At 61.5% G+C, this 24,688-nt stretch carries 25 protein-coding genes and 2 riboswitches; of the genes, 15 read left to right on the forward strand and 10 right to left on the reverse strand.

Annotated elements, in window-relative coordinates; genetic code table 11:
- The first annotated feature begins 69 nt into the window (after window positions 1-69).
- The gene (locus tag SOP97_RS18085) at window positions 70-408 is read left to right on the forward strand and encodes a hypothetical protein (RefSeq protein WP_322950386.1); all 339 of its coding nucleotides are present in this window, start codon (window positions 70-72) and stop codon (window positions 406-408) included.
- Window positions 409-543: 135 nt separating this feature from the next.
- On the opposite strand, the gene trxA is transcribed toward SOP97_RS18085, so the two are convergent.
- The 3 genes from trxA to SOP97_RS18100 form a co-directional block, all read right to left on the reverse strand.
- Entirely contained in the window at window positions 544-1,416 is an 873-nt protein-coding gene (gene trxA / locus SOP97_RS18090; RefSeq protein ID WP_322950387.1) for a thioredoxin, read from the reverse strand.
- Between the two features lie 67 nt (window positions 1,417-1,483).
- Complete coding sequence (locus SOP97_RS18095) at window positions 1,484-2,140, reverse strand: class I SAM-dependent methyltransferase (RefSeq protein ID WP_322950388.1); 657 nt, start codon at window positions 2,138-2,140, stop codon at window positions 1,484-1,486.
- Complete coding sequence (locus SOP97_RS18100) at window positions 2,137-2,583, reverse strand: YbaY family lipoprotein (RefSeq protein WP_322950390.1); 447 nt, start codon at window positions 2,581-2,583, stop codon at window positions 2,137-2,139. Before SOP97_RS18100 ends, SOP97_RS18095 begins: the two co-directional genes overlap by 4 nt.
- 114 nt (window positions 2,584-2,697) lie before the next feature.
- Here SOP97_RS18100 and nrdR point away from each other — a divergent pair, with 114 nt between their 5' ends.
- The 13 genes from nrdR to SOP97_RS18165 all read left to right on the forward strand — a co-directional run bounded on the left by nrdR (window position 2,698) and on the right by SOP97_RS18165 (window position 12,464).
- The gene (gene nrdR, locus SOP97_RS18105) at window positions 2,698-3,162 is read left to right on the forward strand and encodes a transcriptional regulator NrdR (RefSeq protein ID WP_167376767.1); all 465 of its coding nucleotides are present in this window, start codon (window positions 2,698-2,700) and stop codon (window positions 3,160-3,162) included.
- Complete coding sequence (ribD, locus tag SOP97_RS18110; protein WP_322950391.1) at window positions 3,162-4,280, forward strand: bifunctional diaminohydroxyphosphoribosylaminopyrimidine deaminase/5-amino-6-(5-phosphoribosylamino)uracil reductase RibD; 1,119 nt, start codon at window positions 3,162-3,164, stop codon at window positions 4,278-4,280. Before nrdR ends, ribD begins: the two co-directional genes overlap by 1 nt.
- Window positions 4,281-4,396: 116 nt before the next feature.
- Window positions 4,397-4,560: riboswitch (FMN riboswitch) on the forward strand.
- Between the two features lie 167 nt (window positions 4,561-4,727).
- The gene (locus SOP97_RS18115) at window positions 4,728-5,390 is read left to right on the forward strand and encodes a riboflavin synthase (RefSeq protein WP_322950393.1); all 663 of its coding nucleotides are present in this window, start codon (window positions 4,728-4,730) and stop codon (window positions 5,388-5,390) included.
- Between the two features lie 12 nt (window positions 5,391-5,402).
- Window positions 5,403-6,482, forward strand: a complete 1,080-nt coding sequence (gene ribBA, locus SOP97_RS18120; RefSeq protein ID WP_274087736.1) for a bifunctional 3,4-dihydroxy-2-butanone-4-phosphate synthase/GTP cyclohydrolase II — start codon at window positions 5,403-5,405, stop codon at window positions 6,480-6,482.
- A gap of 80 nt (window positions 6,483-6,562) precedes the next feature.
- Window positions 6,563-7,039, forward strand: a complete 477-nt coding sequence (gene ribH, locus SOP97_RS18125; protein WP_090243179.1) for a 6,7-dimethyl-8-ribityllumazine synthase — start codon at window positions 6,563-6,565, stop codon at window positions 7,037-7,039.
- A complete protein-coding gene (nusB, locus tag SOP97_RS18130; RefSeq protein ID WP_274087737.1) occupies window positions 7,036-7,527 on the forward strand; it encodes a transcription antitermination factor NusB in 492 nt (163 codons plus the stop codon). The genes ribH and nusB overlap by 4 nt, the downstream gene beginning before the upstream one ends.
- Window positions 7,528-7,542: 15 nt before the next feature.
- Window positions 7,543-8,511: a thiamine-phosphate kinase gene (thiL, locus tag SOP97_RS18135; RefSeq protein ID WP_274087779.1), complete on the forward strand. Its 969-nt coding sequence runs from the start codon at window positions 7,543-7,545 to the stop codon at window positions 8,509-8,511.
- The gene (locus tag SOP97_RS18140) at window positions 8,504-9,034 is read left to right on the forward strand and encodes a phosphatidylglycerophosphatase A family protein (RefSeq protein ID WP_322950394.1); all 531 of its coding nucleotides are present in this window, start codon (window positions 8,504-8,506) and stop codon (window positions 9,032-9,034) included. Before thiL ends, SOP97_RS18140 begins: the two co-directional genes overlap by 8 nt.
- A gap of 53 nt (window positions 9,035-9,087) precedes the next feature.
- Window positions 9,088-9,780 carry a substrate-binding periplasmic protein gene (locus SOP97_RS18145; RefSeq protein WP_322950395.1) on the forward strand — a complete coding sequence of 231 codons (693 nt, stop codon included), beginning with the start codon at window positions 9,088-9,090 and terminating at the stop codon, window positions 9,778-9,780.
- A 17-nt stretch (window positions 9,781-9,797) separates the two neighbouring features.
- Complete coding sequence (locus SOP97_RS18150) at window positions 9,798-10,445, forward strand: retropepsin-like aspartic protease family protein (RefSeq protein ID WP_322950396.1); 648 nt, start codon at window positions 9,798-9,800, stop codon at window positions 10,443-10,445.
- Window positions 10,446-10,633: 188 nt separating this feature from the next.
- Complete coding sequence (ribA, locus tag SOP97_RS18155; RefSeq protein WP_274087740.1) at window positions 10,634-11,254, forward strand: GTP cyclohydrolase II; 621 nt, start codon at window positions 10,634-10,636, stop codon at window positions 11,252-11,254.
- Window positions 11,251-11,667, forward strand: a complete 417-nt coding sequence (locus tag SOP97_RS18160; RefSeq protein WP_322950397.1) for an MFS transporter — start codon at window positions 11,251-11,253, stop codon at window positions 11,665-11,667. The genes ribA and SOP97_RS18160 overlap by 4 nt, the downstream gene beginning before the upstream one ends.
- Window positions 11,667-12,464 carry a cobalamin-binding protein gene (locus SOP97_RS18165; protein ID WP_322950398.1) on the forward strand — a complete coding sequence of 266 codons (798 nt, stop codon included), beginning with the start codon at window positions 11,667-11,669 and terminating at the stop codon, window positions 12,462-12,464. Before SOP97_RS18160 ends, SOP97_RS18165 begins: the two co-directional genes overlap by 1 nt.
- A gap of 55 nt (window positions 12,465-12,519) precedes the next feature.
- Here SOP97_RS18165 and SOP97_RS18170 read toward each other — a convergent pair whose 3' ends face one another.
- The 4 genes from SOP97_RS18170 to SOP97_RS18185 all read right to left on the reverse strand — a co-directional run bounded on the left by SOP97_RS18170 (window position 12,520) and on the right by SOP97_RS18185 (window position 21,845).
- Window positions 12,520-14,442 carry a TonB-dependent receptor family protein gene (locus tag SOP97_RS18170; RefSeq protein WP_322950399.1) on the reverse strand — a complete coding sequence of 641 codons (1,923 nt, stop codon included), beginning with the start codon at window positions 14,440-14,442 and terminating at the stop codon, window positions 12,520-12,522.
- A gap of 100 nt (window positions 14,443-14,542) precedes the next feature.
- Window positions 14,543-14,760, reverse strand: a riboswitch (cobalamin riboswitch).
- 66 nt (window positions 14,761-14,826) lie between these two features.
- Window positions 14,827-16,722, reverse strand: coding sequence for a 1-deoxy-D-xylulose-5-phosphate synthase (gene dxs / locus SOP97_RS18175; RefSeq protein ID WP_322950400.1), 1,896 nt, complete (start codon window positions 16,720-16,722; stop codon window positions 14,827-14,829).
- A 120-nt stretch (window positions 16,723-16,842) separates the two neighbouring features.
- Window positions 16,843-20,121: a carboxyl transferase domain-containing protein gene (locus SOP97_RS18180; RefSeq protein ID WP_274087745.1), complete on the reverse strand. Its 3,279-nt coding sequence runs from the start codon at window positions 20,119-20,121 to the stop codon at window positions 16,843-16,845.
- Window positions 20,118-21,845, reverse strand: coding sequence for an AMP-binding protein (locus SOP97_RS18185; RefSeq protein ID WP_322950401.1), 1,728 nt, complete (start codon window positions 21,843-21,845; stop codon window positions 20,118-20,120). Before SOP97_RS18185 ends, SOP97_RS18180 begins: the two co-directional genes overlap by 4 nt.
- A 125-nt stretch (window positions 21,846-21,970) precedes the next feature.
- On the opposite strand from SOP97_RS18185, the gene SOP97_RS18190 reads away from it, so the two are divergent.
- Window positions 21,971-22,921, forward strand: a complete 951-nt coding sequence (locus SOP97_RS18190; RefSeq protein WP_274087747.1) for a LysR family transcriptional regulator — start codon at window positions 21,971-21,973, stop codon at window positions 22,919-22,921.
- On the opposite strand, the gene ispA is transcribed toward SOP97_RS18190, so the two are convergent.
- The 3 genes from ispA to SOP97_RS18205 form a co-directional block, all read right to left on the reverse strand.
- Window positions 22,897-23,784 carry a (2E,6E)-farnesyl diphosphate synthase gene (gene ispA, locus SOP97_RS18195; protein ID WP_274087748.1) on the reverse strand — a complete coding sequence of 296 codons (888 nt, stop codon included), beginning with the start codon at window positions 23,782-23,784 and terminating at the stop codon, window positions 22,897-22,899. The two genes, SOP97_RS18190 and ispA, sit on opposite strands and share 25 nt — an antisense overlap.
- On the reverse strand, window positions 23,781-24,026 hold the full coding sequence (locus SOP97_RS18200) for an exodeoxyribonuclease VII small subunit (protein ID WP_274087749.1): 246 nt from the start codon (window positions 24,024-24,026) through the stop codon (window positions 23,781-23,783). Before SOP97_RS18200 ends, ispA begins: the two co-directional genes overlap by 4 nt.
- Window positions 24,027-24,207: 181 nt before the next feature.
- The gene (locus tag SOP97_RS18205; protein WP_274087750.1) at window positions 24,208-24,663 is read right to left on the reverse strand and encodes a DUF2214 family protein; all 456 of its coding nucleotides are present in this window, start codon (window positions 24,661-24,663) and stop codon (window positions 24,208-24,210) included.
- Between the last annotated feature and the right edge of the window lie 25 nt (window positions 24,664-24,688).

Below are 24,688 nucleotides of genomic sequence, written 5' to 3' on the forward strand. Positions count from 1 at the left end.
GACCAGTCTTCCTTGGCGTCCTCGTTGTGGCGTGGGAGCATGGCGGCTGATCAGTAGAGGGACTGGGTGATGGTACGAATTCGTGGGCAGATCGGCGCCTGGCCGGTGGACCTGACGGTTGAGCTGGATGCGCAGGATTGGGCGCAACTGGCTCAACATGTGACCTTGGAAGTGCCTGCTGCGCCGGCAGCGGCTGCCGCACCCGTAGCCAACGATGCGCTGTGGCAGACCACGCTGGCGTTATTGCGTAAGGCCGGGCAGCTCGAAGGGCCGCACTTGCTTGGGCAACTGGCGGGGCTGGCAGGCGGGGAGGTGGCTGGCAAGCGCTTGTTGGTGCGCTTGCGTCATTGCGCGCAGGTACGAGTGGAGGTGGGCGCCGATGCGCCCATTTACCATTGGGTGGGTTGAAGGGCGACGCGCGAGCCTTGCTGCGCGCCGTCATCTTGCGATTAATTTGTCGCGGCTAAAGCCCCGGCTACGGAGTTCACTGTGCGCGTGGGAGGGGCTTTAGCCGTGAGATTCGCACCGAACGGCAGATAGGGTTTAGTAAATCGCTTGATACAGCTTGCGTCGGTAGGCCGTGACCAGTGGGTGGTCATTGCCGAGCAGGTCGAAGACTTGCAGCAGCGTCTTGTGCGGTAGGCCGTCGGCGTAGTTACGGTTGCGGATAAACAGCGCGAGCAGGGCGTCTAATGCGGGCTCGTAATGCTGGCGCGCCAACTGCTGCACCGCCAGTTGATAGCAGGCTTCATCATCTTCCGCGTTCTGCCCCAGGCGGGTTTTCAGGCTGGAAACGTCGGGCAATTCGCTGGCCTGGCGCAGAAAGGTCAGCTGCGCGCGGGCACCGGCCAGGGCTTGTTTGTGCTCATCGCCTTTGACGGCGCCTAACACGGCTTCGGCTTCGTCCAGTTCGCCGCGTTCGGCCAGGCAGCGCGCGTAGAGAATGAGCGCCGCAGCGTGTTCATTGTTCTCCGTCAGCAGCACGTTGAGTACGGCTTCGGCATCGGCAAAACGCCCTTCGCTGAACAGTGCTTGCGCGGCTTCCATCGGGTCGGATGCCGCGGGTGCAGGCTCGGCCACATGGGGCTTGAGCATCTCGCGGATCGCCGACTCAGGCTGCGCTCCGGTAAAACCATCGACCGGCTTACCCTCTTTGAACAACACCACGGTAGGCAGGCTGCGAATGCCAAAGCGGGCGACGATATCTTGCTCGATGTCGCAGTTGACCTTGGCCAGCAGCAACTCGCCCTGATACTCCTCGGTAATCTTCGCCAGCAGTGGCATCAATGCTTTGCAGGGCGCACACCATTCAGCCCAAAAATCCACCAGGACGGGTTGCTGGAAGGAGTTTTCGATGACCAGCTGTTCGAAGCTGGCGCTGCCTGCGATATCAAAAATATAAGGGGAGTCGCTCATGGTCGGTCTCGGCTGAAATGCAATGGGCTATAAATGCGGGCGCGGCGCGCTGGATGCAAGGGGCGATTTAATCGCGCTGCGCGTGGTACAGGCTGACGTGGCGAAACTCAGCCGGCTCGGCCAGGTCTGGCCAGGTGCACGCCTCAAGTATGCCAAGGCGCTGATACAGCGGGTGCTGGAAGTCGCGTACCCGTGAGTCGGCCACCAGCGCCTGGCGACCTCGACTGAGAAACTGGTCGAGCAGCGGCAGGTTGGCGCGGTCATACAACACGTCGGCGACGATGATCAGGTCGAAACGATCAGCCTCTTGAAAGAAATCCGCCGAGTAACTGAGCTCCACATCATTCAATGCCGCGTTGGCTCGGCAAGCGTCGATGGCCAATGGGTCGAGGTCGCAGGCCACCACTTCCAGTGCGCCAGCCTTGGCCGCGGCAATCGCCGCCACGCCGGAGCCCGTACCGAAATCCAGTACGCGCTTGCCGCGCACCCACTCGGGGTGTTCGGCCAGCCAGCGCGCCAGTACCAGGCCGCTGGCCCAGCAGAAGGACCAGTAGGGCGGTTCTTCGAGGATCAGGCGAGTCTCTTCCGGGCTAAAACAGCGGTCCATGTTCGCCGGGTTGATCAGCCATAGCTTGATCGTGGTGCCGGGCAGGGTTTGCGCGCTGAGCTGGGCGTCACCCAGTCGTTCGCTGAGCGCGGCTTGCAGGGCTGCTGGTGGAGTCATGGTGCGGGCGCCAGGCGGAGTTGGCCGAGGGTTTGGGTTTCGGCTTGGGTAATCGCCTGCGCGGGCAGGCGCAGAATCAGTCGGCCGGCCTGATTGGCGCGGCCGTGCAACTCGATGCGCGAGTGCTTGCTGAAGGTGTCTGGGTTGAACGGCAGGTGAAATGCCAACGGCTTACCGGTGCCGCGTAGCTGGATATTGCCCAGCAGCGCCTGCGGACGGCCGCGTTGATCGACGGCCAGCAGGGCGAGCTCGACATCTGCACCGCTTGGCACATTCAGCAGGCTGCCACTTAGCTCGCGCTGATAGGCGGGTAGCGGCGCTGTTGTTATCTGGGCTTGAGGCAGCGTGGTCGTCGCTGCGGGTGGGCCATCGTGGGTGCAGGCCGCCAGGAGCGCGATCAGGCTCAATAAGATCAGCGATTGCAGCGGCGTAGGGTTTTTCATCGAGGGCATCAACTCCGCTGGTATGGGTGGGCGCCTATATACCGCAAAGCCCTCGGTTTGTCTTGCCAGAGGGATGCGCTACCATGGTGCTTTCGTTCTAAGGCTGCTTTATTTATGCACTGCCCTTTTTGCGCTGCCAATGACACCAAGGTGATCGACTCACGGCTGGTTGCCGAGGGCGGGCAGGTACGTCGTCGGCGTGAATGCGTGGCCTGTGAAGAGCGCTTTACCACCTTTGAAACCGCCGAACTGGTGATGCCGCGCCTGATCAAACAGGACGGCAGTCGTCAGCCATTCGATGAGGACAAGCTGCGGGCTGGCATGCAGCGTGCGCTGGAAAAGCGTCCGGTGAGCATCGAGCGTTTGGAAGCGGCCATCGCCCACATCAAACACAAGCTGCGTGCTACCGGTGAGCGTGAGATCAAGTCGCTGGTGCTCGGTGAGTTGGTCATGGGCGAGCTGCAGAAGCTCGATGAAGTGGCCTACATCCGCTTCGCCTCGGTGTACAAACGCTTTCAAGACCTCAACGAGTTCCGCGAGGAAATCGACCGCCTATCCCGCGAGCCCATCAAAGGTTGATGATGAATTCCGATCACGCCTTTATGGCCCGTGCACTGGAGCTGGCCCGTAAAGGCCTGTACTCCACCCACCCCAATCCCCGTGTTGGCTGTGTAATCGTCCAGGATGGGCGCATCGTCGGTGAAGGTTGGCATGCCCGTGCGGGCGAGCCTCACGCTGAAGTGCATGCGCTGCGCCAGGCCGGTGACAAGGCCCGTGGTGCAACGGCCTACGTCACGCTGGAACCCTGCAGCCATCACGGGCGCACGCCGCCCTGTGCTGATGCGCTGGTCAGTGCCGGTATCGCTCGTGTAGTGACGGCCATGCAAGACCCCAATCCACAAGTCGGCGGCAATGGCCTGTTACGGCTGATGCATGCGGGTATCGCGGTGCAGAGCGGCGTGCTGGAGGTTGAGGCGCGCGCCCTGAATGCCGGCTTTATCAAGCGTATGGAGGCGGGCCTGCCGTTTGTGCGGGTCAAGCTGGCAATGAGCCTGGATGGGCGTACGGCCATGGCTAGCGGTGAGAGCCAGTGGATTACCGGCCCTGCGGCGCGGGCGGCAGTACAGCGATTGCGCGCCCGCTCCAGCGTGGTGCTGACGGGTGCCGACACGGTGGTGGCTGATGAGGCCCGCTTGACCGTACGCCCCGATGAGTTGGGCCTCGGCGCTGAGCTAAGCGCTTTGGCGCAGGCGCGGCCGCCGTTGCGCGTGCTGGTTGATGGCCGTTTGCGGGTTCCGCTGAGTGTGCCGTTCTTCCAGGCAGGCGCGGCCATGGTGGCGACCTGTGCGGCGGCGTCTGCGCGAGATCGCTATCTCGACGATGGACACGAACTATTGGCCGTGCCGGGCAGCAACGGGCATGTTGACCTGCGCAAGCTACTTGTTGAATTGGCTGCGCGTGGTGCTAACGAGGTGTTGGTTGAAGCCGGTCCGCGTTTGGCCGGGGCGTTTGCCCGCTTGGGGCTGGTGGATGAGTATCAACTGTTCGTCGCGCCCAAACTGCTCGGCTCCAGCGCGCGGCCGCTACTTGACCTGCCGTTAGCGCGGATGGCCGATGCGGCTGCGCTGAAAATTGTCGAGATGCGTGCCGTCGGTGATGACTGGCGAATTATCGCGGTGCCGCAGCCGGCAGCGTGATGAGTGGCCCTTGATGATGGCCCGTGATTAGCCATGGCACGCCATTCAGGCTGTCGCTTAGCCATGCAGGGTGGCGGCAATTGTGGTAAAACGCGTCTCGGCTACGCAGGTGGTCGTAACGTTCTCAGGGCGGGGTGTAATTCCCCACCGGCGGTAATGACGCGCAAAGTGTCTAGCCCGCGAGCGCTTGTCCAAGGCGGTATAAGCCCCGGGACAAGGTCAGCAGACCCGGTGTGATTCCGGGGCCGACGGTTAAAGTCCGGATAAAGAGAGAGCGGGATTGCCTCAATAAGGCGCATTTAGGTGCGCCTTGAAATCCCTATCGATCAAACACGCCCTGTTTTTTATAAAACAGGAGTTGGTCTAGATGTCTGATTTATTTTCCGTGCCACGCGCATCTGGCGTTTTCCGCCAGTGCTGTGCCGTGGGCGCTAAACAGGGGGTGGCATGTTTACCGGTATAATCGAAGCCATTGGTAGCATCCGTGCGTTGACGCCCAAGGGCGGCGATGTGCGGGTGTATGTGGAAACCGGCAAGCTGGACCTCGGCGACGTCAAGCTGGGCGACAGCATTGCGGTTAACGGCGTATGCCTGACCGCTGTTGAGTTGCCAGGCGATGGTTTCTGGGCTGATGTCAGCCGCGAAACCCTGGCGCGTACTGCATTTATCGACTTCAAGGCTGGCAGTAAGGTCAACCTGGAAAAGGCCCTGACACCCACCAGCCGCCTGGGTGGCCACCTGGTCAGCGGGCATATTGACGGCGTCGGCGAGATCGTCTCGATGGCGGAAAATGCCCGTGCTTGGCAGTTCACCATCCGCGCCCCGCGTGAGTTGGCCAAGTACATCGCCCACAAAGGCTCGATCACTGTTGATGGCACCAGCCTGACCGTTAACTCGGTTAACGGTGCTGAATTCGAGCTGACCATCGTGCCGCACACCCTGGCCGAAACCATCATGGTCGATTACCGCCCCGGCAAGCAGGTCAACCTTGAGGTGGATCTGCTGGCCCGTTACCTGGAGCGCTTACTGCTCGGTGACAAGGCTGCCGAGCCGAAAGCCTCCGGCATGACAGAAAGTTTTCTCGCCGAACACGGCTACCTGAACAAATAAGGAATCGCCCGCATGGCTCTTAACAGTATCGAAGAACTGGTCGAAGACATCCGCGCCGGCAAGATGGTCATTCTGATGGATGACGAGGACCGCGAGAACGAAGGCGACCTGATCATCGCCTCCGAGTGTGTCACCGCCGAGCACATCAACTTTATGGCGCGTTTCGCGCGTGGCCTGATCTGCATGCCGATGACCCGTGAGCGCTGCGAAACGCTCAAGTTGCCGCTGATGGCGCCGCGTAACGGTTCCGGTTTTGGCACCAAGTTCACCGTCTCCATCGAAGCCGCCGAGGGCGTCACGACCGGTATCTCCGCCGCCGACCGTGCGCGCACCGTGCAAGCGGCCGCCGCGAAGAACGCCCAGGCCGACGATATCGTCAGCCCAGGCCATATCTTCCCGCTGATGGCGCAAGCCGGCGGCGTGCTGGCACGTGCTGGCCATACCGAAGCCGCTTGCGACCTGGCGCGTATGGGCGGCTTCGAGCCGAGCGGGGTGATCTGCGAGATCATGAATGACGACGGCACCATGTCGCGTCGTCCGGAGCTGGAAGTGTTCGCCGCCGAGCACGGCATCAAGATCGGCACCATCGCTGACCTGATTCACTACCGTTTGATGCACGAGCGCACGGTTGAACGTGCCAGCGAGCAGGTGCTCGACACCGAACTGGGTCAGTTCAACCTGGTGACCTACCGTGATGGCGTGGAAGACACCGCGCACATGGCCCTGACACTGGGCACGGTGTGTGCTGAAGAACCGACCTTGGTGCGCGTGCACAACATGGACCCGCTGCGCGACCTGTTTCTGGTCAACCAGCCGGGCCGTTGGAGCCTGCGTGCGGCCATGGCCGAGGTGGCTAAGGCCGGTAGCGGCGTGGTGCTGCTGCTGGGCAATCCGCTGACTGGGCCAGAACTGCTGGCGCTGCTGGATCGTCAGCAACCGGCCAGCCCGGCCACGTACAGCACGGTCGGTGCAGGCTCGCAGATTTTGCGTGACCTCGGCGTGCGTAAGATGCGCCTGATGAGCTCACCAATGAAGTTCAATGCGATATCCGGCTTTGACCTAGAAGTTGTAGAATACCTGCCCGCTGAATAACGACTGCCGCGCTATGCGCTGTTTCGTTGGGCTATTCATTTTTTGCCCCTGGCTCTTTAACGCTATATGAGAATTGTTCCATGACCCTGAAGACCATCGAAGGTACTTTCATCGCCCCGCAAGGCAAATTCGCCCTGGTCGTCGGCCGCTTTAACAGCTTTGTTGTCGAAAGCCTGGTAAGTGGCGCCGTTGACGCCCTGGTTCGCCATGGCGTGAAGGAAGACGACATCACCATCATCCGTGCGCCGGGTGCCTTCGAGATCCCGCTGGTGGCACAGAAAGTCGCCCAGCGTGGTGACTTTGACGCGATCATCGCCCTCGGTGCAGTCATCCGTGGCGGCACCCCGCACTTCGAATACGTGGCGGGCGAATGCACCAAGGGCTTGGCCCAGGTGTCCATGGAGTTCGGTGTGCCGGTCGCCTTTGGCGTACTGACTGTCGATTCCATCGAGCAAGCCATTGAGCGCTCCGGCACCAAGGCCGGTAACAAAGGTGCAGAAGCTGCATTGTCTGCCCTGGAAATGGTTAGCCTGCTGGCGCAGTTGGAGGCCAAGTGAGCCAGACCGACGGTAACGGGCAGCCACCGCAAGCGCCGAAAAAAGGCCCTAGCACCAAGACCCTGGCACGCCGTCAGGCGCGCACGCTGGCCATGCAAGCACTGTATTCCTGGCACATGGCTGGGCAGCAGTTGAACGAAATCGAAGCGCAGTTCCGCGTCGATAACGACTTCACGGCAGTCGACGGTGCTTACTTTCACGAGATTCTGCACGGCGTGCCGCGGCAGAAGAGTGAGATCGACGGGGCTTTTGCGTCGTTGCTGGATCGCCCGCTGGATGAAATCGATCCGGTTGAGCTTTCGATCTTGCGTCTGTCGACCTTCGAGCTGAAAAACCGCATCGATATCCCTTATCGCGTGGTGATCAACGAAGGCATCGAGTTGGCCAAGGTGTTTGGTGCAACCGACGGGCACAAGTTCGTTAACGGCGTGCTGGACAAGCTGGCGCCGCGTTTGCGGGCCGATGAAGTTCGCGCCCACAAGCGCTGATCTGGCTTGAGTGCCTTGGGTGAGTTTGAGCTGATCCGTCACTACTTCGCCGCTGCGTCCTGTGCGCAGGCTGGCGAAGGCGTGGCTTTAGGTATTGGCGACGACTGTGCCCTGCTGGAGTTGCCAGCTGGCGAACAGCTGGCCATCTCCACTGACACCCTGGTTAGTGGGGTGCATTTTCCCCTATCACCTGACCCTTATCTGCTCGGCCAACGCGCGCTGGGTGTCTCGGTCAGTGATTTAGCAGCGATGGGCGCGACGCCTGTCGGCTTTACCCTCGCCTTAACCTTGCCTGGCGCCGAGCCCGATTGGTTGCAAGCCTTTGCTCGCGGTTTGGACCACATGGCGCAACGCTGTGCGATTCGACTGATTGGCGGCGACACGACTCGCGGTCCGCTGAGCCTCACCCTGACGGTTTTCGGCCGTGTGCCTACCAGTATGGCTCTGACGCGAAAGGGCGCCCAGGTTGGCGATCTACTCTGCGTGGGCGGCGAACTGGGCGATGCTGCGGGTGCGTTGCCGCTGGTGCTGGGGCAGCAGCAGGCTGAGCCAGCAGTGGCCGCTGCGCTGTTGGCGCGTTACTGGTCGCCCATGCCGCAGCTTGAATTGGGCCTGGCCCTGCGCGGCAAGGCCAGCGCCGCGCTGGATATCTCCGATGGTTTACTCGCTGATTGCGGGCATATTGCCGCCGCGTCTGGCGTGGGGCTGATTATCGAGCAGGCGCAGGTGCCGCTTTCCGCCGCCTTGCGGGCCTTTGCCGGAGAGTCGGTGGCGCGTCAGTGCGGTTTAAGCGGCGGCGATGATTATCGGCTGGCCTTTACCTTGCCGGCGCACTATCTCCCTGAGTTACAGCAGACCGGCTTGCCGGTGCAGGCGATTGGCCGGGTCGTGGCCGGCCAGGGCGTTACCCTGCTGGATCCACACGGTCAGCCCGTTCAGCTGCCCCGTAGCGGCTATCAACATTTTGGAAGTGTCCGTGACTGATCATCCCAAGCAAGTTCCTGCCGAGTTCGTACCGCCTTCGGTGTGGCGCAATCCCTGGCATTTCCTAGCCTTTGGTTTTGGCTCCGGCACCTTGCCGAAAGCGCCGGGTACCTGGGGTTCGCTGGTGGCGTTGCCGTTTATCCCGCTGTTTCAGTTGCTGCCGGATTGGGGCTATTGGCTGATGCTCGGCCTTACCATGCTGTTTGGCTTCTGGCTGTGCGGCAAGGTGGCCGATGACCTGCGGGTGCATGACCATGAAGGCATCGTCTGGGACGAAATGGTCGGCATGTGGATTACCCTTTGGCTGGTGCCGGACGGCTGGGGCTGGCTGCTGCTAGGCTTCCTATTGTTTCGCCTGTTCGACATTCTCAAACCATGGCCGATTCGCTGGATCGATCGGCATGTGCATGGTGGTGTTGGCATCATGCTCGATGACGTACTCGCGGGCGTATTCGCCTGGTTGGCGCTGCAACTGATTGTTTGGGGGTGGGCCAACGGGTTGGCTGCTGCGCTGGGTTGGTGACGCGTAAGAGGTAGGCAATGGAGCGCTGCATTTATTGGATGCTGTGGGCTGTAATGAGCGTTGCCAGTACCTTGGCCAGTGCTGTCGAGCTGGGTCAGGTACGCATCGCTGCCGAATCTTGGCCGCAGCACACTGATGCCGATGGTGGCGGGCTGGCTTGGGATATCCTCCGTGCGGTCTATGAGCCGGCAGGCGTAGAGCTGCAGATACACAGCGTGCCCTATACCCGCTCGATTGGTCTGGTGCAGCGTGGCGTAGCCGATGCCTGGGTAGGCGCCTACCTTAATGAAATCGCTGACCGTGTGATTTACCCGCGTTGGCACTATGACGCCGACAAGATTGTGGCGCTGGGGCTGGCCAGTACACCCGCACCGACCCTTGAAAGCATCGGCTCGTTTCGCCTGGCGTGGGTGCACGGCTATGAATACCAACGTTATCTGCCAAATTTGCACCAGTACCGCGAAGTGCTGCGCCGCAGCGGTATCCTCGGCATGCTGGATCAGGGGCGCACGGATTTCTATCTCGATGCTCAAGATGAAATTACATTTATTTTGCGTGATGCCCGCGTGCCGTCGCGTTACCGCGTTTCCCCGTTGATTGATCTGCCGCTGTATTTGGGCTTTGGCGATAACCCGCGTGGCCGTGCCCTGGCCGAGCTGTTCGATAAGCGCATGGACGAGTTGGTCGCAGATGGCCGTTTGCGGCCGATATTCATGCGCTGGAAGCAGCCTTACCCGTTTGATTAACCTGTGCGAGGCCGTCCATGTACGCCCTGAAATTAATCCTATTGAGCGCGCCGTTGCTATTGAGCAGCTGGGTAATGGCGGCCACTCAGGTGCGCGTCGTCGGCCTGTTCCCCGGCGCTGCAGTCTTGAATGTCGAAGGGCAGCGCAAGCTGGTCAAAGTCGGCCAGGTTGGCCCGCGTGGTGTCCAGGTGGTCAGCGCTGACAGTCGGGGCGCGGTGTTGCGTGTCGACGGTATTGAACGCAGCTACAGCCTCAGTCGCGAGTACAGCAATGGCTTTGCTGAAGCGCAGAAGAAGCAACTCAGCGTGGCCAAAGGTATCGGCGGGCATTACTGGGTCGCCGGCTCGGTGAACAGTCAGTCCATCCAGTTTCTGGTCGATACCGGCGCCACCTCGGTGGCACTTAATGATGAGCATGCCCGCCGGTTAGGTATCGACTACCGGGTTACCGGCTCGCCTTTGCAAGTGAGCACCGCCAGTGGCACGGCACGCGGCTGGCGGGTGACGCTGGATCGGGTCAAGGTCGGTGAGCTGGAAGTATTGGGCGTTGATGCCGTGGTGCTCGAAGGCAGTTCGCCTCGCGAAGCCTTGCTCGGCATGAGTTTTCTCAGCCGGGTTGGCTGGAAAGTGGAGCAGGATATGCTGGTGCTCGAGTCCAAGTACTAAGCGCTTGCTGGCAGCCTGCTACGCGTCGGCCCTACGACGTTAAAAACAGGACCCCAGCTTGTAAGAACAGAAACAAATGCTAGGCGGCTCGATCCTTATCATCAGTAATTCAGGCTGACCGGCTGCTGGGGCCTGCTGTTACAATGCCGGCTTGATTATTCCCTGCCCATTTCCTTTAGGAGTATCCGGTGTCCGTCGTGTTTGTCGCCGCCTCCCAGTTGCCTACGCCTTTTGGCCTCTTCACCATGCATGGCTTCCTCGAAGAGGCCACCGGCAAGGAACACGTTGCCCTGACCTTTGGCGATGTCGCCGATGGCGCCCCGGTTTTGGGCCGCTTGCACTCCGAGTGCCTGACCGGCGATGCGCTGTTCAGTCTGCGCTGCGACTGCGGCTTCCAGCTGGAAGCGGCGCTGCGCGCAATTGCGGATGAAGGCCGCGGTGTTTTGCTTTATCTGCGTCAGGAAGGCCGTGGTATTGGCCTGCTGAACAAAATTCGCGCCTATGAGCTGCAAGATGGTGGTGCTGATACGGTCGAGGCCAATGAGCGCCTGGGCTTCGGCGCCGATCAGCGTGACTACGCAATCTGCCTGCCGATGCTCGACCACCTGGGCATCAGCCAGCTCAAGCTGATGACCAACAACCCGCGCAAGGTTAAGGCGCTGGGCGATATGGGCATCAATGTGGCAACCCGTGTGCCGCTGCAGATCGGCCACAACCCGCACAACAAAAAGTACCTGGCGACCAAGGCTGGCAAACTCGGGCATATGCTCGGCAGCCTGCACCAGGGCGAGGTTGAGGAAAGCCTGTGACACGCAGCGAAGTGCGCCGGCGGCTGGCGCTGGAGTGGTGGCGACAGCTGGCCGTGACCCTGTTGCCGTTGTTCGTGCTCAACCTGCTATTTGGGGCTGAGCAGCAGACCGGCTTGCTGACTATGCCGCTGTTTATCGCCGGCCTGGCGTCAATGTTTGCCAGCTTGCCCCTGTTCAGTCGCTATAAACGCGCCTTGGTGGCCACTGAAAAAGCCCTCGATACAGCTGCCGAACACGATGCCTGGCTTGAGTTGGCGCGCGTCCGCCGTCTTGGGTTTCTGGGGGCGGCCGCGCCGGCCTGGATTGCCGCCGTTGCGGTGTTCGCCGGGCTGGAAGCGATTCCGCTGATCCTCCTGGCGATTTCCAGCGTCGTGATGCTCTACCTCTACCGCATCCCCCGCCAACTCGGCTAATGCGCGCGCTTGTTGTGGCCCTGCTGGCCCTGCTGGCCTGGCCGGCAGTGGGCGCCGAGCGGCTGATTAGTCTGGGCCCCTCTGTAACTGAAATCGTGCTTGAGCTCGGAGCTGTCGACCTGCTGGTTGGCGTGCTGGATGCGGGCCCGCGTCCGCCTGCGGCCGCGCATGTGCCTTCCGTCGGACGCTACGGGCAGCTGGAGATGGAGCGCGTTATCAGTCTGCAGCCTGACTTGGTGTTGCTCTTGCCTGAAAGCATTAGCCGGGCGCAGCGCCAGCAGTTGCAGGCCTTTGGCATCCCGATGTTGGTCGTTAAACCGCGCAAGCTAGCCGACCTGGCGCAGCAGTTTGTCGAGATCGGTACGCGTATCGGTCGTGCCGAACAAGGTTTGCGCCTGCAGCAGCAATTTCTGCAAGGGATGGCTGGTTTAGCTCAGCGCTATCAACGTCCACAGCCACTGCGGGTGTTTTATCAGGTTTGGGATGTACCGCTGTATACCCTTGGCGGCCAGCAGATTATTAGCGATGCCCTGCGTGTCTGTGGCGCCGAAAATATCTTTGCCGACCTGAGCCTGCCGGCTCCGCAAGTGAGTGTCGAGGCCGTCTTGCAGCGCAACCCCGAGGTGATTCTGGCCGGCACTCAGACGCAACTGGAGGCCTGGCGTAAGTGGCCAGTGGTGCGCGCTGTCGAGTTAAAGCAACTCTGGTTAGTGCCCGACGAGGGCATGGAGCGACCAAGCTTCCAGATGTTGGGGGCGATGGAGAAACTCTGTGAGCAGTTGGCAGCGGCCGAGTGAGTCGTGAAAGCAAGAAGGCCGCCCAATAGGCGGCCTTCTTGTAGGTGCTGCGTGGCTAGAAACGGTAGCCGACGCTTAGCTGTACCTGTTCTTCTGGAGCCGGGTAGCGGCTGTTGATAAAGCCAAAGGCATCATATTGCTTACCGGTGAGGTTATTAACCCGCAGCTTGCTATTGAATTGCCTGTAGTCGTAGCTGAGCGCGGCGTTGAGAAGGGTGTAACCACCGGCTTTTTGCTGGCTGTTGGCATCATCGCCTGAGTAGTAGCGATTCCCGGTGTATACCGCTTCCACATAGCTTTTCAGCCCTGGCAGGATTTCATAGCTCAGGTGAGCGCTAGCGCTATGCGGCGCAACCCAGGGCACGTCGTTACCTTTGAAACTGCCCGCGCGGTACTGCGCATCGGTAAAGCTGTATTGGCCGCCAATGCTCAAGCGCTTAGTTAGTTGGCGCTCTGATTCCAATAGCAGTCCGTCGCGGCGAGTCTTATCCAGATTAATGTTGGCACCCTTACCTTGGAAACCAAGCGGGTTAACGATCTCGGAGTCGTACATCAGCTCATCTTGTAGATCCATTCGATATAGCGTCGCTTGGTAGCGCTGGACGCCGTCTTGCCACTCGATGCCGCTTTCCCACGAGACGCCGGTTTGTGGTTTAAGAAAGACGACGTCAGGCAAGGTAAAGGCATTGTCGTTAACGTTGGCCCAGCGCAGTACATCCTCGCGCTTGATAAACACGCGGGTCTGTTGATTAGCTTGCCAGCTCAAGCCAATGCTGGTGCTGTCTTCGTTATCGCGATGTTTGAGTTGTTCCGATTTATTGTTGTCGTCGGCTTCGCTATTGCGATAGCCCAGGGTCAACGTCACGTCATTACCGAGGCTCTGGCTGAACTGCGTATACCAGTCACGCAGTGTTTGCTGAAATGCGGTGGCGTTGTACTCGTAATCGCTGCTGATGTGGTCGTGGCCCAGCAGCCATTCTGCATTGCCAAGGCTGTTGTCGAAGCGTGCGGTGATACGCGGGCTAAACGTTTCTATACGGGTGCCTTGGATGAACGGCGAAACGAATGACCCGTAGTTGAAGCTTCCGATACCGTCTTGATCGCTCTGGCTGTAATCGAAATGGGTGGTCCAAACATTGTCTAGCTGTTGTTCAAGCGCAAAGCGGTGAACTTGGGTTTTGCTGTTGTTGTAGCCATTGCTGTTTGCGTCATAGCTGGCTTTGCGGTCAGCCCTGCGTTCGGCAAGGCTCAAGCTTCCTGGATACAACAGCTCATCATTCACCGTCTGGTATTCGTATAACGCATGGCCGCTGTCATGGTCATAACGTAGGCGGGCAAAGGCGTTGCTGTAGTTGGCGTTGTTGTGGTCGCGGTAGTTATCGGTGTTGCGGGTTTCGCCGCTCGCATACAACGAGAAGCCGGCGCCCAGCTGTTGGCTGATATGGCCGCGGTAGGCTTCGAGGTCGTGACTGCCGATGCTGCTCTCGATATAGGCTTCATTGCTAGAGGGCGTGCGGGTAATGATGTTGATCACCCCGCCGACGGCTTGGTCACCATAAAGCACCGTCCCCGCCCCGCGAATGATCTCGATGCGCTCAATGTTGGCCAGTGGCACGCTGTTAAAGTCTGGCCCTGCCTGTGAGGGCTGGTTGAGGCGACGCCCATCAACCAGCACCAATGTGTTGTTCGCCGCGTTCTCGCCAAAGCCGCGCAAACTTAGAGCGGCTCGGTTGCCGTCGCCCATGGTGTCGCGTATCTGCAAGCCGGCTTGAGCCCGTAGCACATCAATAAGTGATGAAGCCGCAGTTTCTTCAATCTGCTTGCGATCAATGACCTTAACACTGGCCGGTGCCGGCGCTTTTAGCGCAGTGGCGCGGGTGATCACCAGCGGCGGTAATTCATAGCTGCTGGTATCGGTAGCAGCCAGGGCGAGATTCGGCGCTAGCACCACTGCCAGGGCAAGGCGGGACATTTTCATTTAGAGAATCCTCAAAAGGTCGAAAGACTTTTGAGGAGGGCAGGGGCAAGAACGGGCGCGCGGGCGCAGCCTGAGCTTGACGGTGATGCCCTCCGCAACACCCGTCACATCCAGCAAGGCCGGTCTCCGGACTCTCGACGTGCGTGGCCTCGTCCTTCCCAGATTGCTCCAGTGGCACGTGTGAGGCGACGTGCAGATTCGCTCTGCGGTCGATTACCGTTGCGGGGGCAGCGCCGGAATAGCTCTTTATGAGCGCACCGGCTTCCCGTTTAACGCCGCTTTACGGATAAAGGGCGCACCTTGGCGGAAGTAAAACGCCGCGCACCTTAATGCGCGGTTAAATCTATTACAAGCGAGCTAGGTTCAGCGCGGGATGAGCGGTACTCATACAGCCTGAAATGCGAGCCGGGCGCGTATGGCCGCTTCGATACCGGCGGCATCCAGCCCGCACTCGGCGAGCATCTGCGTGGGCTTGGCGTGCTCGACGTAGTAGTCAGGCAGGCCGAGGTGCAGCAGCGGTTTGAGGATGTTCTCGCGGGCAAGGAATTCGCTGGCCGCACTGCCGGCGCCGCCCATCACGCTGTTCTCTTCAATCGTCACCAGCAGTTCATGGCTGGCGGCCAGTTCACGTACCAGGGCTTCGTCCAGCGGTTTGACAAAGCGCATGTCGACCACAGTGGCATCCAGCGCTTCACCGACCTTGAACGCCTCACTCAGCTGTACGCCGAACACCAGCAGGGCGGTTTGCTTGCCCTGGCGGCGGATAATGCCTTTGCCGATTTCAAGGGGCTCAAGGCCTGGTTCGATGGTCGCATTAGGGCCTGTGCCGCGCGGGTAGCGCACGGCTGCCGGGCCATCGAACAGGTGGCCGGTGGTGAGCATGCGGCGCAGTTCGTTTTCATCACTCGGCGTCATCACCAGCATACCGGGGATGCAGCGCAGGTAGGAAATATCGAAGCTGCCGGCGTGGGTCGGGCCGTCTTCGCCAACCAGCCCGGCACGGTCGATGGCGAACAGCACGTCGAGGTGCTGTACGGCGACATCGTGAATCAGCTGGTCATAGGCACGCTGGAGGAAGGTCGAGTAAATCGCCACCACCGGCTTAACCCCGTCGCAGGCCATGCCGGCGGCCAGGGTGACCGCATGTTGTTCGGCGATGGCGACGTCGAAATAGCGCTCGGGGTAACGTTCGCTGAACGCCACCAAATCCGAGCCTTCTTTCATCGCCGGGGTGATGCCGACCAGGCGTGGGTCTTGCGCGGCCATGTCGCACAGCCACTGACCGAATACGCTGGAATATTTAGGGCCTGTGGGCTGCTTGGCCACGGGCGGGGCGTTGATGGGCTCCAGCTTGGTGATCGCGTGATAGCCAATCGGGTCGACTTCAGCGGGCGCAAAGCCCTTACCTTTCTTGGTCACCACATGCAGGAACTGCGGGCCGTCGAGGTCACGCATATTGCGCAGGGTGGCGAGCAGGCTTGGCAAGTCGTGGCCGTCGATCGGGCCGATGTAGTTCCAGCCGAGTTCTTCAAACAGGGTGCCGGAGACCAGCATGCCCTTGGCATGCTCTTCAGTTTTACGGGCAATCTCCCAGGCACCGGGCAGTTTGGACAGAACTTTTTTGCTGCCTTCACGCATATTGGCGTAGGTGCGGCTGGAGAGGATCTTGGCCAGGTAGGTGGACAGGCCGCCGACATTTTTCGAGATCGACATGTCGTTGTCGTTGAGCACCACCAGCATATTGGCTTTGACGTCGCTGGCGTGATTTAGCGCCTCGAAGGCCATGCCGGCGGTCAGCGCGCCATCACCGATCACCGCGACTGATTTGCGCTTGCTGCCCTGCATGCGCGCCGCAATGGCCATGCCGAGCGCCGCGCTGATGCTGGTGCTGGAGTGGCCGACGCCGAAGGTGTCGTATTCACTTTCCGAGCGGCGTGGGAAGGCGGCGATGCCGTCCTTCTGGCGCAGGCTGCCCATCTGCTCGCGACGGCCGGTGAGAATCTTGTGTGGGTAGGCCTGGTGGCCCACATCCCACACCAGGCGGTCGTCCGGGGTGTCGAAGACATAATGCAGCGCCACGGTCAGCTCGATCACACCGAGGCCCGCGCCGAAATGTCCACCGGTCTGCCCGACTGTATACAGCAGGTACTGGCGCAACTCGTCGGCCAGGGTTTCCAGCTCGGCTTCACCCAGGCGGCGCAGCTCGTCCGGCGTATTGGCGCGGTCTAGAAGGGGCGTCAGCGGGCGCTCACGGGGAATCTCGTGGAAGGTCGTCGGCATCGGGCAGATCGTTATAGGAGCAAAAGATGCGGCAGTTTACCCGAAGCGCCGGAAACTGCCCAAACATGCTTCGGTTCAACGCAGCCGTTGCCCGGAATGCATCCGGGCAACGGTCAGTGGCTACCAGGTATCGACTGTGCGCTTCTTGCCGGTGCGCGACGTGGGCTTTGGCGCTGCATTCAGGCCGCGCAGCAGCCAGGCGCGAGTTTCCACGGGGTCGATCACCGCATCGATCTCCAGGAAGCTGGCCATATTGATGCCCTTGCCGTTTTGGTAAGCCTTGGCCACCAGCTTGTCGAATAATTGCTGGCGCGCGGCGGACTCTTCGATAGCTGCCAGCTCCTTGGCAAAACCCAGACGCACCGCACCTTCCAGGCCCATTGCGCCAAACTCGGCGCTGGGCCAGGCGATGGTAAACAGCGGCGAATGGAAGCTGCCGGCGGCCATGGCTTGCGCGCCGAGGCCGTAACCCTTGCGTAGCACCACGGTGAAAAACGGCACCGTCAGGCTGGCGGCCGCCACGAACATGCGCGACACATGGCGCACCGTGGCCTGTTTTTCTGCCTCTGGGCCGACCATAAAACCGGGTGTATCGCACAGCGACAGCAGCGGGATATCGAAGGCATCGCACAGCTGCATAAAACGCGCGGCTTTGTCGCCGGCCACGGCGTCGATGGCGCCGCCCAAGTGCGCGGGATTATTGGCCATCAAACCGAACGGTTTACCTTCAATGCGGATAAATGCGGTGATCAGCCCCGGGGCAAACTGGCGGCGCAGTTCCAGCACCGAGTCGCGGTCGGCCAGGATGGCGATGACCTGGCGGATGTCATACACGCGCAGGCGGTTCTCCGGGATGACATGCCGCAGCTCGCGCTGATCGGCGCATTGCCAGTCGCTGAGCGTGCCCTGGAAGTAGCTCAAGTATTGCTTGGCGACCTGCACGGCCTCAGTTTCATCTGCCACCAACACATCGATAACGCCATTGGGCCCCTGCACGCTGACCGGGCCGACTTCTTCCGGTTTGAAGCTGCCGAGGCCGCCGCCTTCGATCATCGCCGGGCCGGCCATGCCGATGGTGGCGTTGTCGGTGGCGATAATCACATCACAGCAACCGAGCAGGGCGGCGTTGCCGGCAAAACAGCGCCCGGATACCACGCCGACCAGCGGCACCAGCCCGGAGAGTTTGGCCATGCCAACAAAGGTGTGGCAGTCCAGCCCGGCGACGCCGACAAAATCAGTGTCCCCCGGACGGCCGCCACCGCCTTCGGCAAACAGCACCAGCGGCAAGCGCCACTGTGCGGCGAGGCCGAGCATGCGGTCGGTTTTCTTGTGGTTCATCACGCCCTGGGTGCCGGCGAACACCGTGTAGTCGTAGGCGATGGCCATGCAGCGCGCGGCTTCGCTACCGAATGTCTCAGCGTTAACGGTGCCAATACCGGCGACCAGGCCATCAGCCGGGCTTTGTTCGATTAGTTCTTCCAGCGAGCGTCGGCGGCGTTGCGCGGCAATCGCCAGCGCGCCGTATTCGCTGAAACTGCCGTCATCCAGCAGCTCGGCGAGGTTCTCGCGCACCGTGCGCTGGCCGGTTTTGCGCCGCTTGGCCACGGCCTGCGGGCGGCGTTCGTCAAGTGTGATGGAATGGCGTTCGAGCACTTCGGCCAGGTCCGCACGAATGTGCTCCAAATCCAGGCTTTGCTCGTGTTGGTGGGTGGCGGCATCGACCTCGGCGGGTTCGATAAACAGCAATGCTTGGCCTTCATTCATCGCGCTGCCGACCTGCACCGCCAGTTGGCGGACGATACCGCTGTGGCGGGCGCTGACCACGAACTCCATCTTCATCGCCTCCAGTACGGCGATGGTTTGGCCGACGGCAACCGCATCGCCTTCGGCCACCTCCAGGCTGACCACCACGCCGCTGCTATGGGTGTGCAGCGCAAGGCAGCCCGGCGGGGCGTCCTGTACGTGATGGGTGGTTTGGCGGGTTGCCTGGATATCGGCAAAGAAGTGATGCGGGTGGGGCTGGGGTTGTGCCGCCAGCAGCTCGCCCAAGTGTTTTTCGACAAAGCGCGTGGTCAGTCGATAGCTCGCCACTTGCGGTAGGCGCAGCAGGTTTTGCAGCAGGTGCAGGTTGCTTGCCACGCCTTCCAGGCGGAACTCGCATAGCGCGCGGTAGGCGCGGCGCAGGGCTCTGGGGTAATCCGCCGCGTGGGCGATTAGTTTGGCCAGCAGCGAATCGTAACTGGGGCTGACCGGATAGCCGGCGTAGCCGTAACCATCCACACGCAGGCCGGGGCCGCTGGGTGGTTGGTAGGCACTCAGGGTGCCGGCGGCCGGGCGCGTGCTGCCATCGGCGTTCATGCTTTCCAGGTTGATGCGCAGCTGCACGGCGCAGCCATTGACGGGCGGCGGTTGCAGCAGGCCGAGGTCGGCGAGTGACTGGCCGGCAGCGAGCTTGAGCTGGGTGTGCAGCAGGTCGACGCCGGTGATCTGTTCGGTGACGGTGTGTTCGACCTGAATGCGCGGGTTGGCCTCCATAAAGTAGAAGCGCTCGGGCTGCTCGGCATCCAGCAGAAACTCGAAGGTGCCCAGGCCCTGGTACTTTGTCGCTCCGGCCAGCTTTAGCGCGCAGGCGATCATGCGCTCGCGGGTGGCGGCGGGCAGGTCCGGGCTGGGGGCGATTTCCACCAGCTTCTGCTGACGGCGTTGCAGGCTGCAGTCGCGCTCCCATAGGTGGCTGACCGCGCCCGTGCTGTCGCCCAGCACCTGAATTTCGATATGCCGGGCCTGGCTGACCAACTGCTCGATATACAGCGCGTCGTTGCCAAAGGCGGCGCGGGCTTCCGATTGGCAGCGGGCAAAGGCCGCGTCCAGTTCGCTGGCGGCAAATACCGGGCGCATACCACGGCCACCACCGCCGGCCAGGGCTTTGAGCATGACTGCGCCATGTTCGGCGAAGAACCCGTGGGCTTCGGCAAGGCTGATCGGCCGATTGATCCCCGCCACCAAAGGTACCGCGCAGCGTTCGGCTAATTCCCGCGCAGCGGCTTTGTCGCCAAACAGTTGCAGCACTTCGCTGCTGGGGCCAACAAAACACAAACCGGCGGCCTGGCAGCGGCGGGCGAATTCGGCGTTTTCCGCAAGAAAGCCATAGCCCGGGTGCACGGCATCGCAGCCTTGAGCTTGAGCGATGGTGATCAGTTGATCCATGTCCAGATACGCCGCTACGCCACGGCCGCTGAGGGCGACGGCGCTATCGGCCTGGCGCACATGCAAGGAGGCGGCGTCATCTTCGGCGTACACGGCCACGGAGCGGATGCCCAGTTCGCTGGCGGCGCGGGCGATACGGATGGCGATTTCGCCACGGTTGGCGATCAGCAGGGCGGTAAAAGGCGCGCTCACAGTAGGCTCTCCAGTTCGTTCTTTTTCACCTTGCCGGTGGCCGTCATGGGCAGTGCCGCGACCACGCGCAGTTCCGGGACCTTGTAGCTGGCCATGGCCGCCTTGCACCAGGCGTGCAGGCTGTCGGCGTTCTCCTGGCTACCGGCCTTGAGCACAACAAAGGCCACCGGACGTTGGCCACTGCTGGTATCTGCGCGCCCGATCACTGCGCTGGCGAGCAAGGCAGGGTGCTGGCCGAGCATGGCTTCCAGCTCGCTGGGGAATACGCTCATGCCGTTGACCTTGAGCATCTCCTTACGCCGGCCTAGGTAGCGGATAAAGCCCTGCTCGGTGATCTGACCAAGGTCGCCAGTGTGCAGCCAGCCGTCCTTGAGCACTGCCGCAGATTCTTCCGGGCGTTGCCAGTAACCGTGCAGCAGCGAAGGGCTGCGCACGCACAGCTCGCCTTCGCTGCCCAGCGGCAGTAGCTCGCCGGTGTTGAAGTCGCAGACCTTGAATGCGGTGCCGGGCACCGGCAGGCCGACGAAGGTCGGGGCGCTGTTCAGGTCAAAGTCGTCATCTTGCAGGCCGTAGGTAAAGGTGTCGCAGGTATGGGTTTCGGTCATACCAAAGCTGAATTCGAACAGTGTGCAGCTGGTCAGTGCGCGCCAGCGCTGGCGGTAGTCGCGGGTCAGCTTCTTGATAAAAGAAATGCTGCCAGTGCGTTGCAAGGAGTCCAGGCGGTAGGTGCCGGCTTCGGGGTGTTCGAGCACCTCGACGGCGCTGTCGACCAGCAGGCCGCAATGGCTGACCCGGTAATGCTCGACGGCGGCCATAAACGCCAGCGCGTCCCAGCGCGCCAGGAGTACCAGGCGACAACCGCTGAATACCGGAAACAACAGCCCGGCGTTTTCTCCGGCAATCCAGAACTCCGGCAAGAAGTTGAGCATCACGCTGTCAGTGTGTAGCCCCAGCGCGACGGGCACAAAGCTGGCACAGGTGTAGAGCATGTCGCCGTGGGTGTGCACGCAGCCTTTCGGCAGGCCGGTGGTGCCACCGGTGTAATTGAGCGCGGCGATATCCTCCAGCTGCGGGCGGTGGCTGGGCGTGGCGTGCTGGCAGTGCTCTAGCGCCGGGAGAAAGTCGATGGCGTCATCGGCCTGAACCTTGGGCGCGAGCAGCAGGTCGGCCACCGGGATGCTGGGCACGCTGGGGCGCAGTTCCGACAGGCTGGTGCTCAGTACCTGGCTGAGCGCGCATTCTTCGCGCACCGCCCGAACCACGGGTAGCAATTGGTCAAAGCAGAGGATGACGTGCGCGCCGCTGTCCTTGAGTTGGTAGGCCAGCTCCATCGGCTTGCTCAGCGGGCTGACCGGCGCATACACAGCGCCACATTTGAGAATGCCGTAGAAAGCAATGTGCAGTTGCGGGCAGTTGGGCATAAATACCGCTACCCGATCCCCCACCTTGACCCCTAGCTCGACCAACAGGGCGGCGCAGCGGTCGGACAAACGGTCCAGTTCAGCCCAGGTGATGCTATGGCCGTAAAAATCCAGTGCCGGGCGGTCGGGCTGCTGCTTCGCCCAGGCGCGCAGGTACTCGCTGAGCGGTTGTTGGCCGTGTGGGTACTGCGCTTCGCGTGGGGCATTGGCAGGCCAGGCGGCGGCTTGCAGGCGGGACAGTTGGTCGAGGTAAGCGTTTTCAAGCATGGCAGAAGAGGCCTCGGTGTTCTTGTTTGCGGGCATCTTAGGCAGCCTTGCTGGGGCGGTAGAACTGATGCTTATGCATCGTTATCCATGAGCCGCATTCATGGTTTGTTCTGTGTGCATGGCTGTTAGGCTGCAGCGATGTGCTCTTGCAGGGAATAACCATGAATCAGCAGCATGAATGGTCGAAGATGGATCGCATCGACCTGAATCTGTTTCGAGTGTTTGAGGTGATTTACCGTGAGCGCAACCTGACCCGCGCGGCGGTTTTGTTGCACCTCAGTCAGTCCGCGGTCAGCCATGCGCTTAATCGTCTGCGCGAGCAGCTGGGTGATCCACTGTTTGTCCGCGAGGGGCGTGGCGTCGCGCCGACACTGTTGGCCACGCAACTGGCCCCGGGTATTCAGGCGGCGCTGGCCGGCTTGCTGCGCAGCGTGACGCGCGAGCAAGACTTTGACCCGTTGCGTGACCGGCGCACCTTTACCTTGAACATGCCTGAGCAGATGGAACCGGTGGTGCTGCCGAGCATTGTCGCTCACCTGCGTGAGGTGGCCCCGCAACTGGAGGTGCGTTGCAGCAGCGTGCATTGGGCTGAGTTGCAGCGTGAATTAAGCGCGGGGCGGGTCGATCTGGCCATTGAAATTGCCCGCTCAACGGACCCAGAGCTGCGACAGCAACTGCTCTTGAGTGATCCGTTGTGCGTAGTCGCGGGGCCGGCGTTTAGTGGGGAGTTGAGTGCGGCGCGTTATTTGGCCGCCGAGCATATTGCGGTGACGTCACGGCGGCGCGGGATCTGCGTGGAAGACCTGGCGTTAGCGCGGCAGGGGTTGGTAAGGCAAGTGCGGCAGCGTTGCCAGCATTACCTGTCGGCGGCTCTATTGGTGGCGCAGAGTGAGTGGTTGCTGACTATGCCGAGGCGTTACGCCGAGTTGATTAATGCCGGGTTGCCCAATCGGTTGCTCGATTTGCCGTTGGCACTGGTGCCGGTGAACCTCAATCTTTATTGGTCCATGCAGGTGGAGAACCAGGCGGGACATCGTTGGTTGCGTGAGCAGATGCTGACACTGGCAGGCAGCCGCTCGGGGATGGATCAGCTACGCCGTTCGACGATATAACGGGCCAGCTCTCGCAGTGGCTCGGCGGCTTGGTCGAAGGGGCGCAGAGCATGCAGCGCCTGTTCGCACAGCTCTTGGGCATAAGCTTTGGCGGCGTCGAGACCGAGCAGGGCGGGGTAGGTGGGTTTGTCGTGGGCCTGATCCTTGCCTTGGGTCTTGCCCAGGGTTGCGGTGTCGCTTTCCACGTCAAGGATGTCGTCTTGCACCTGAAACGCCAGGCCAATCGCGCGGGCATAGCTGTGCAAGGCTTTCAGGGCATGTTCGTCAGCCAGGCCGCTGGCTAGCGCGCCGAGCTGCACGCTGGCCTCGATCAGCGCGCCGGTCTTGTGCCGGTGCATGGTTTCCAGGGCGTTTTGGTCGAGTGCTTGGCCGACCGAGCCGAGGTCGATCGCCTGGCCGCCCACCATGCCCGCGGGGCCGGCTGCACGCGCCAGCGCGCTGAGCATGGCCAGGCGCAACTGCGCGTCGTGCGGGTTGTGCGTGGCGTCGGCGAGCACTTCAAAGGCCAGGCTCTGCAGACCGTCACCGGCAAGAATTGCGCAGGCTTCGTCGAAGGCTTTGTGGGTGGTTGGTTGACCGCGGCGCAGGTCGTCATCGTCCATCGCCGGCAGGTCGTCATGCACCAGGGAATAGGCGTGGATCAGTTCTACGGCGCAGGCGGCCGCATTGGCGCGTTCCGGCTCGCCGCCAAGGGCTTCGCAGGCGGCGTAGGCGAGTAGCGGACGTACGCGTTTGCCGCCATTGAACAGGCTGTAGCGCATGGCGGCATACAGGCGTTCCAGCTCCGGGCGTGGGCTGCTCAGGAGGGTTTCCAGGGCGCTATCGACGCGCCGTTGGCAGTGGCTCTGGTAGGTCGCGATCATGCCTGCTGATCCGCGTCGAAAGGGGCTTCCTCCAGCGCGCCGTCACGTTCCATGAGGATTTGCACTTTCTGTTCGGCCTGAGCCAATGCCGTTTGGCAATCGCGGGTCAGGCGTACGCCTTGTTCAAAGGCAGTCAGCGAGTCTTCTAGCGACAGCTCGCCGTTTTCCAGACGTTCGACCAGGTTCTGCAGATCGGTCAGGGATTGCTCGAAGTCGAGCGCGGCTTTTTTACGGGCGGCCATGGCGAATTTCTCGGGGGCGGATCGGCGGAATCGGGGGATATGCAACCGCGCGACACTAGCAGAGCGGGGCCGTACGGGCAAATCAGCGGGCGGTATCTGGACGTGTAGGAGGCGCTTTAGCGGAGAGCGACTATCGCGGCTAAAGTCCCTCCCGCAAAACGGTTGCTTAATTAGCCAGCAGTCAGCTGCTTACGCCATAGCCGCGGGCCATCAGCACCGCCAGTAATGGGATCACCAGTAGCAACAACAGTTCCAGGCGAATCACCCCAATCACCAGGCGAGCCTGGCGACTGCTGACCTGTGGCACTTCGCCGGCCTTGAGGCTGTTGCGCCAGTTGAGGAAAACAAAGGTCGGCAGCACGGAAATCAGCCCGATGAGAATAAACAGGCCGACTTTGGCGTGAAACAGGCTGTTGCCCAGGTAGTAGTCCAGGCCCTTGCCATGCCAGAGCACCCGCGCCAGGCCGCTGAATAACACCAGCCCGGCACTCACGCCGTAGGCGATGTCGGTGATGATCAGGCCACGTGCCCGGCGCAGATCCAGCGGCAATTTAAATTGCACATGTTCGATGCTGAGCAGGGCGAACAGCAGGAAGATCGACAGGTAATGCAGGTAGGCAACAAGTGCTTGGCCCATGCTGGCGTCCTTTCACAGAGGGGAT

It is taken from the genome of Pseudomonas spirodelae (assembly GCF_034653255.1).
Classification (GTDB): Bacteria; Pseudomonadota; Gammaproteobacteria; order Pseudomonadales; family Pseudomonadaceae; genus Aquipseudomonas; species Aquipseudomonas spirodelae.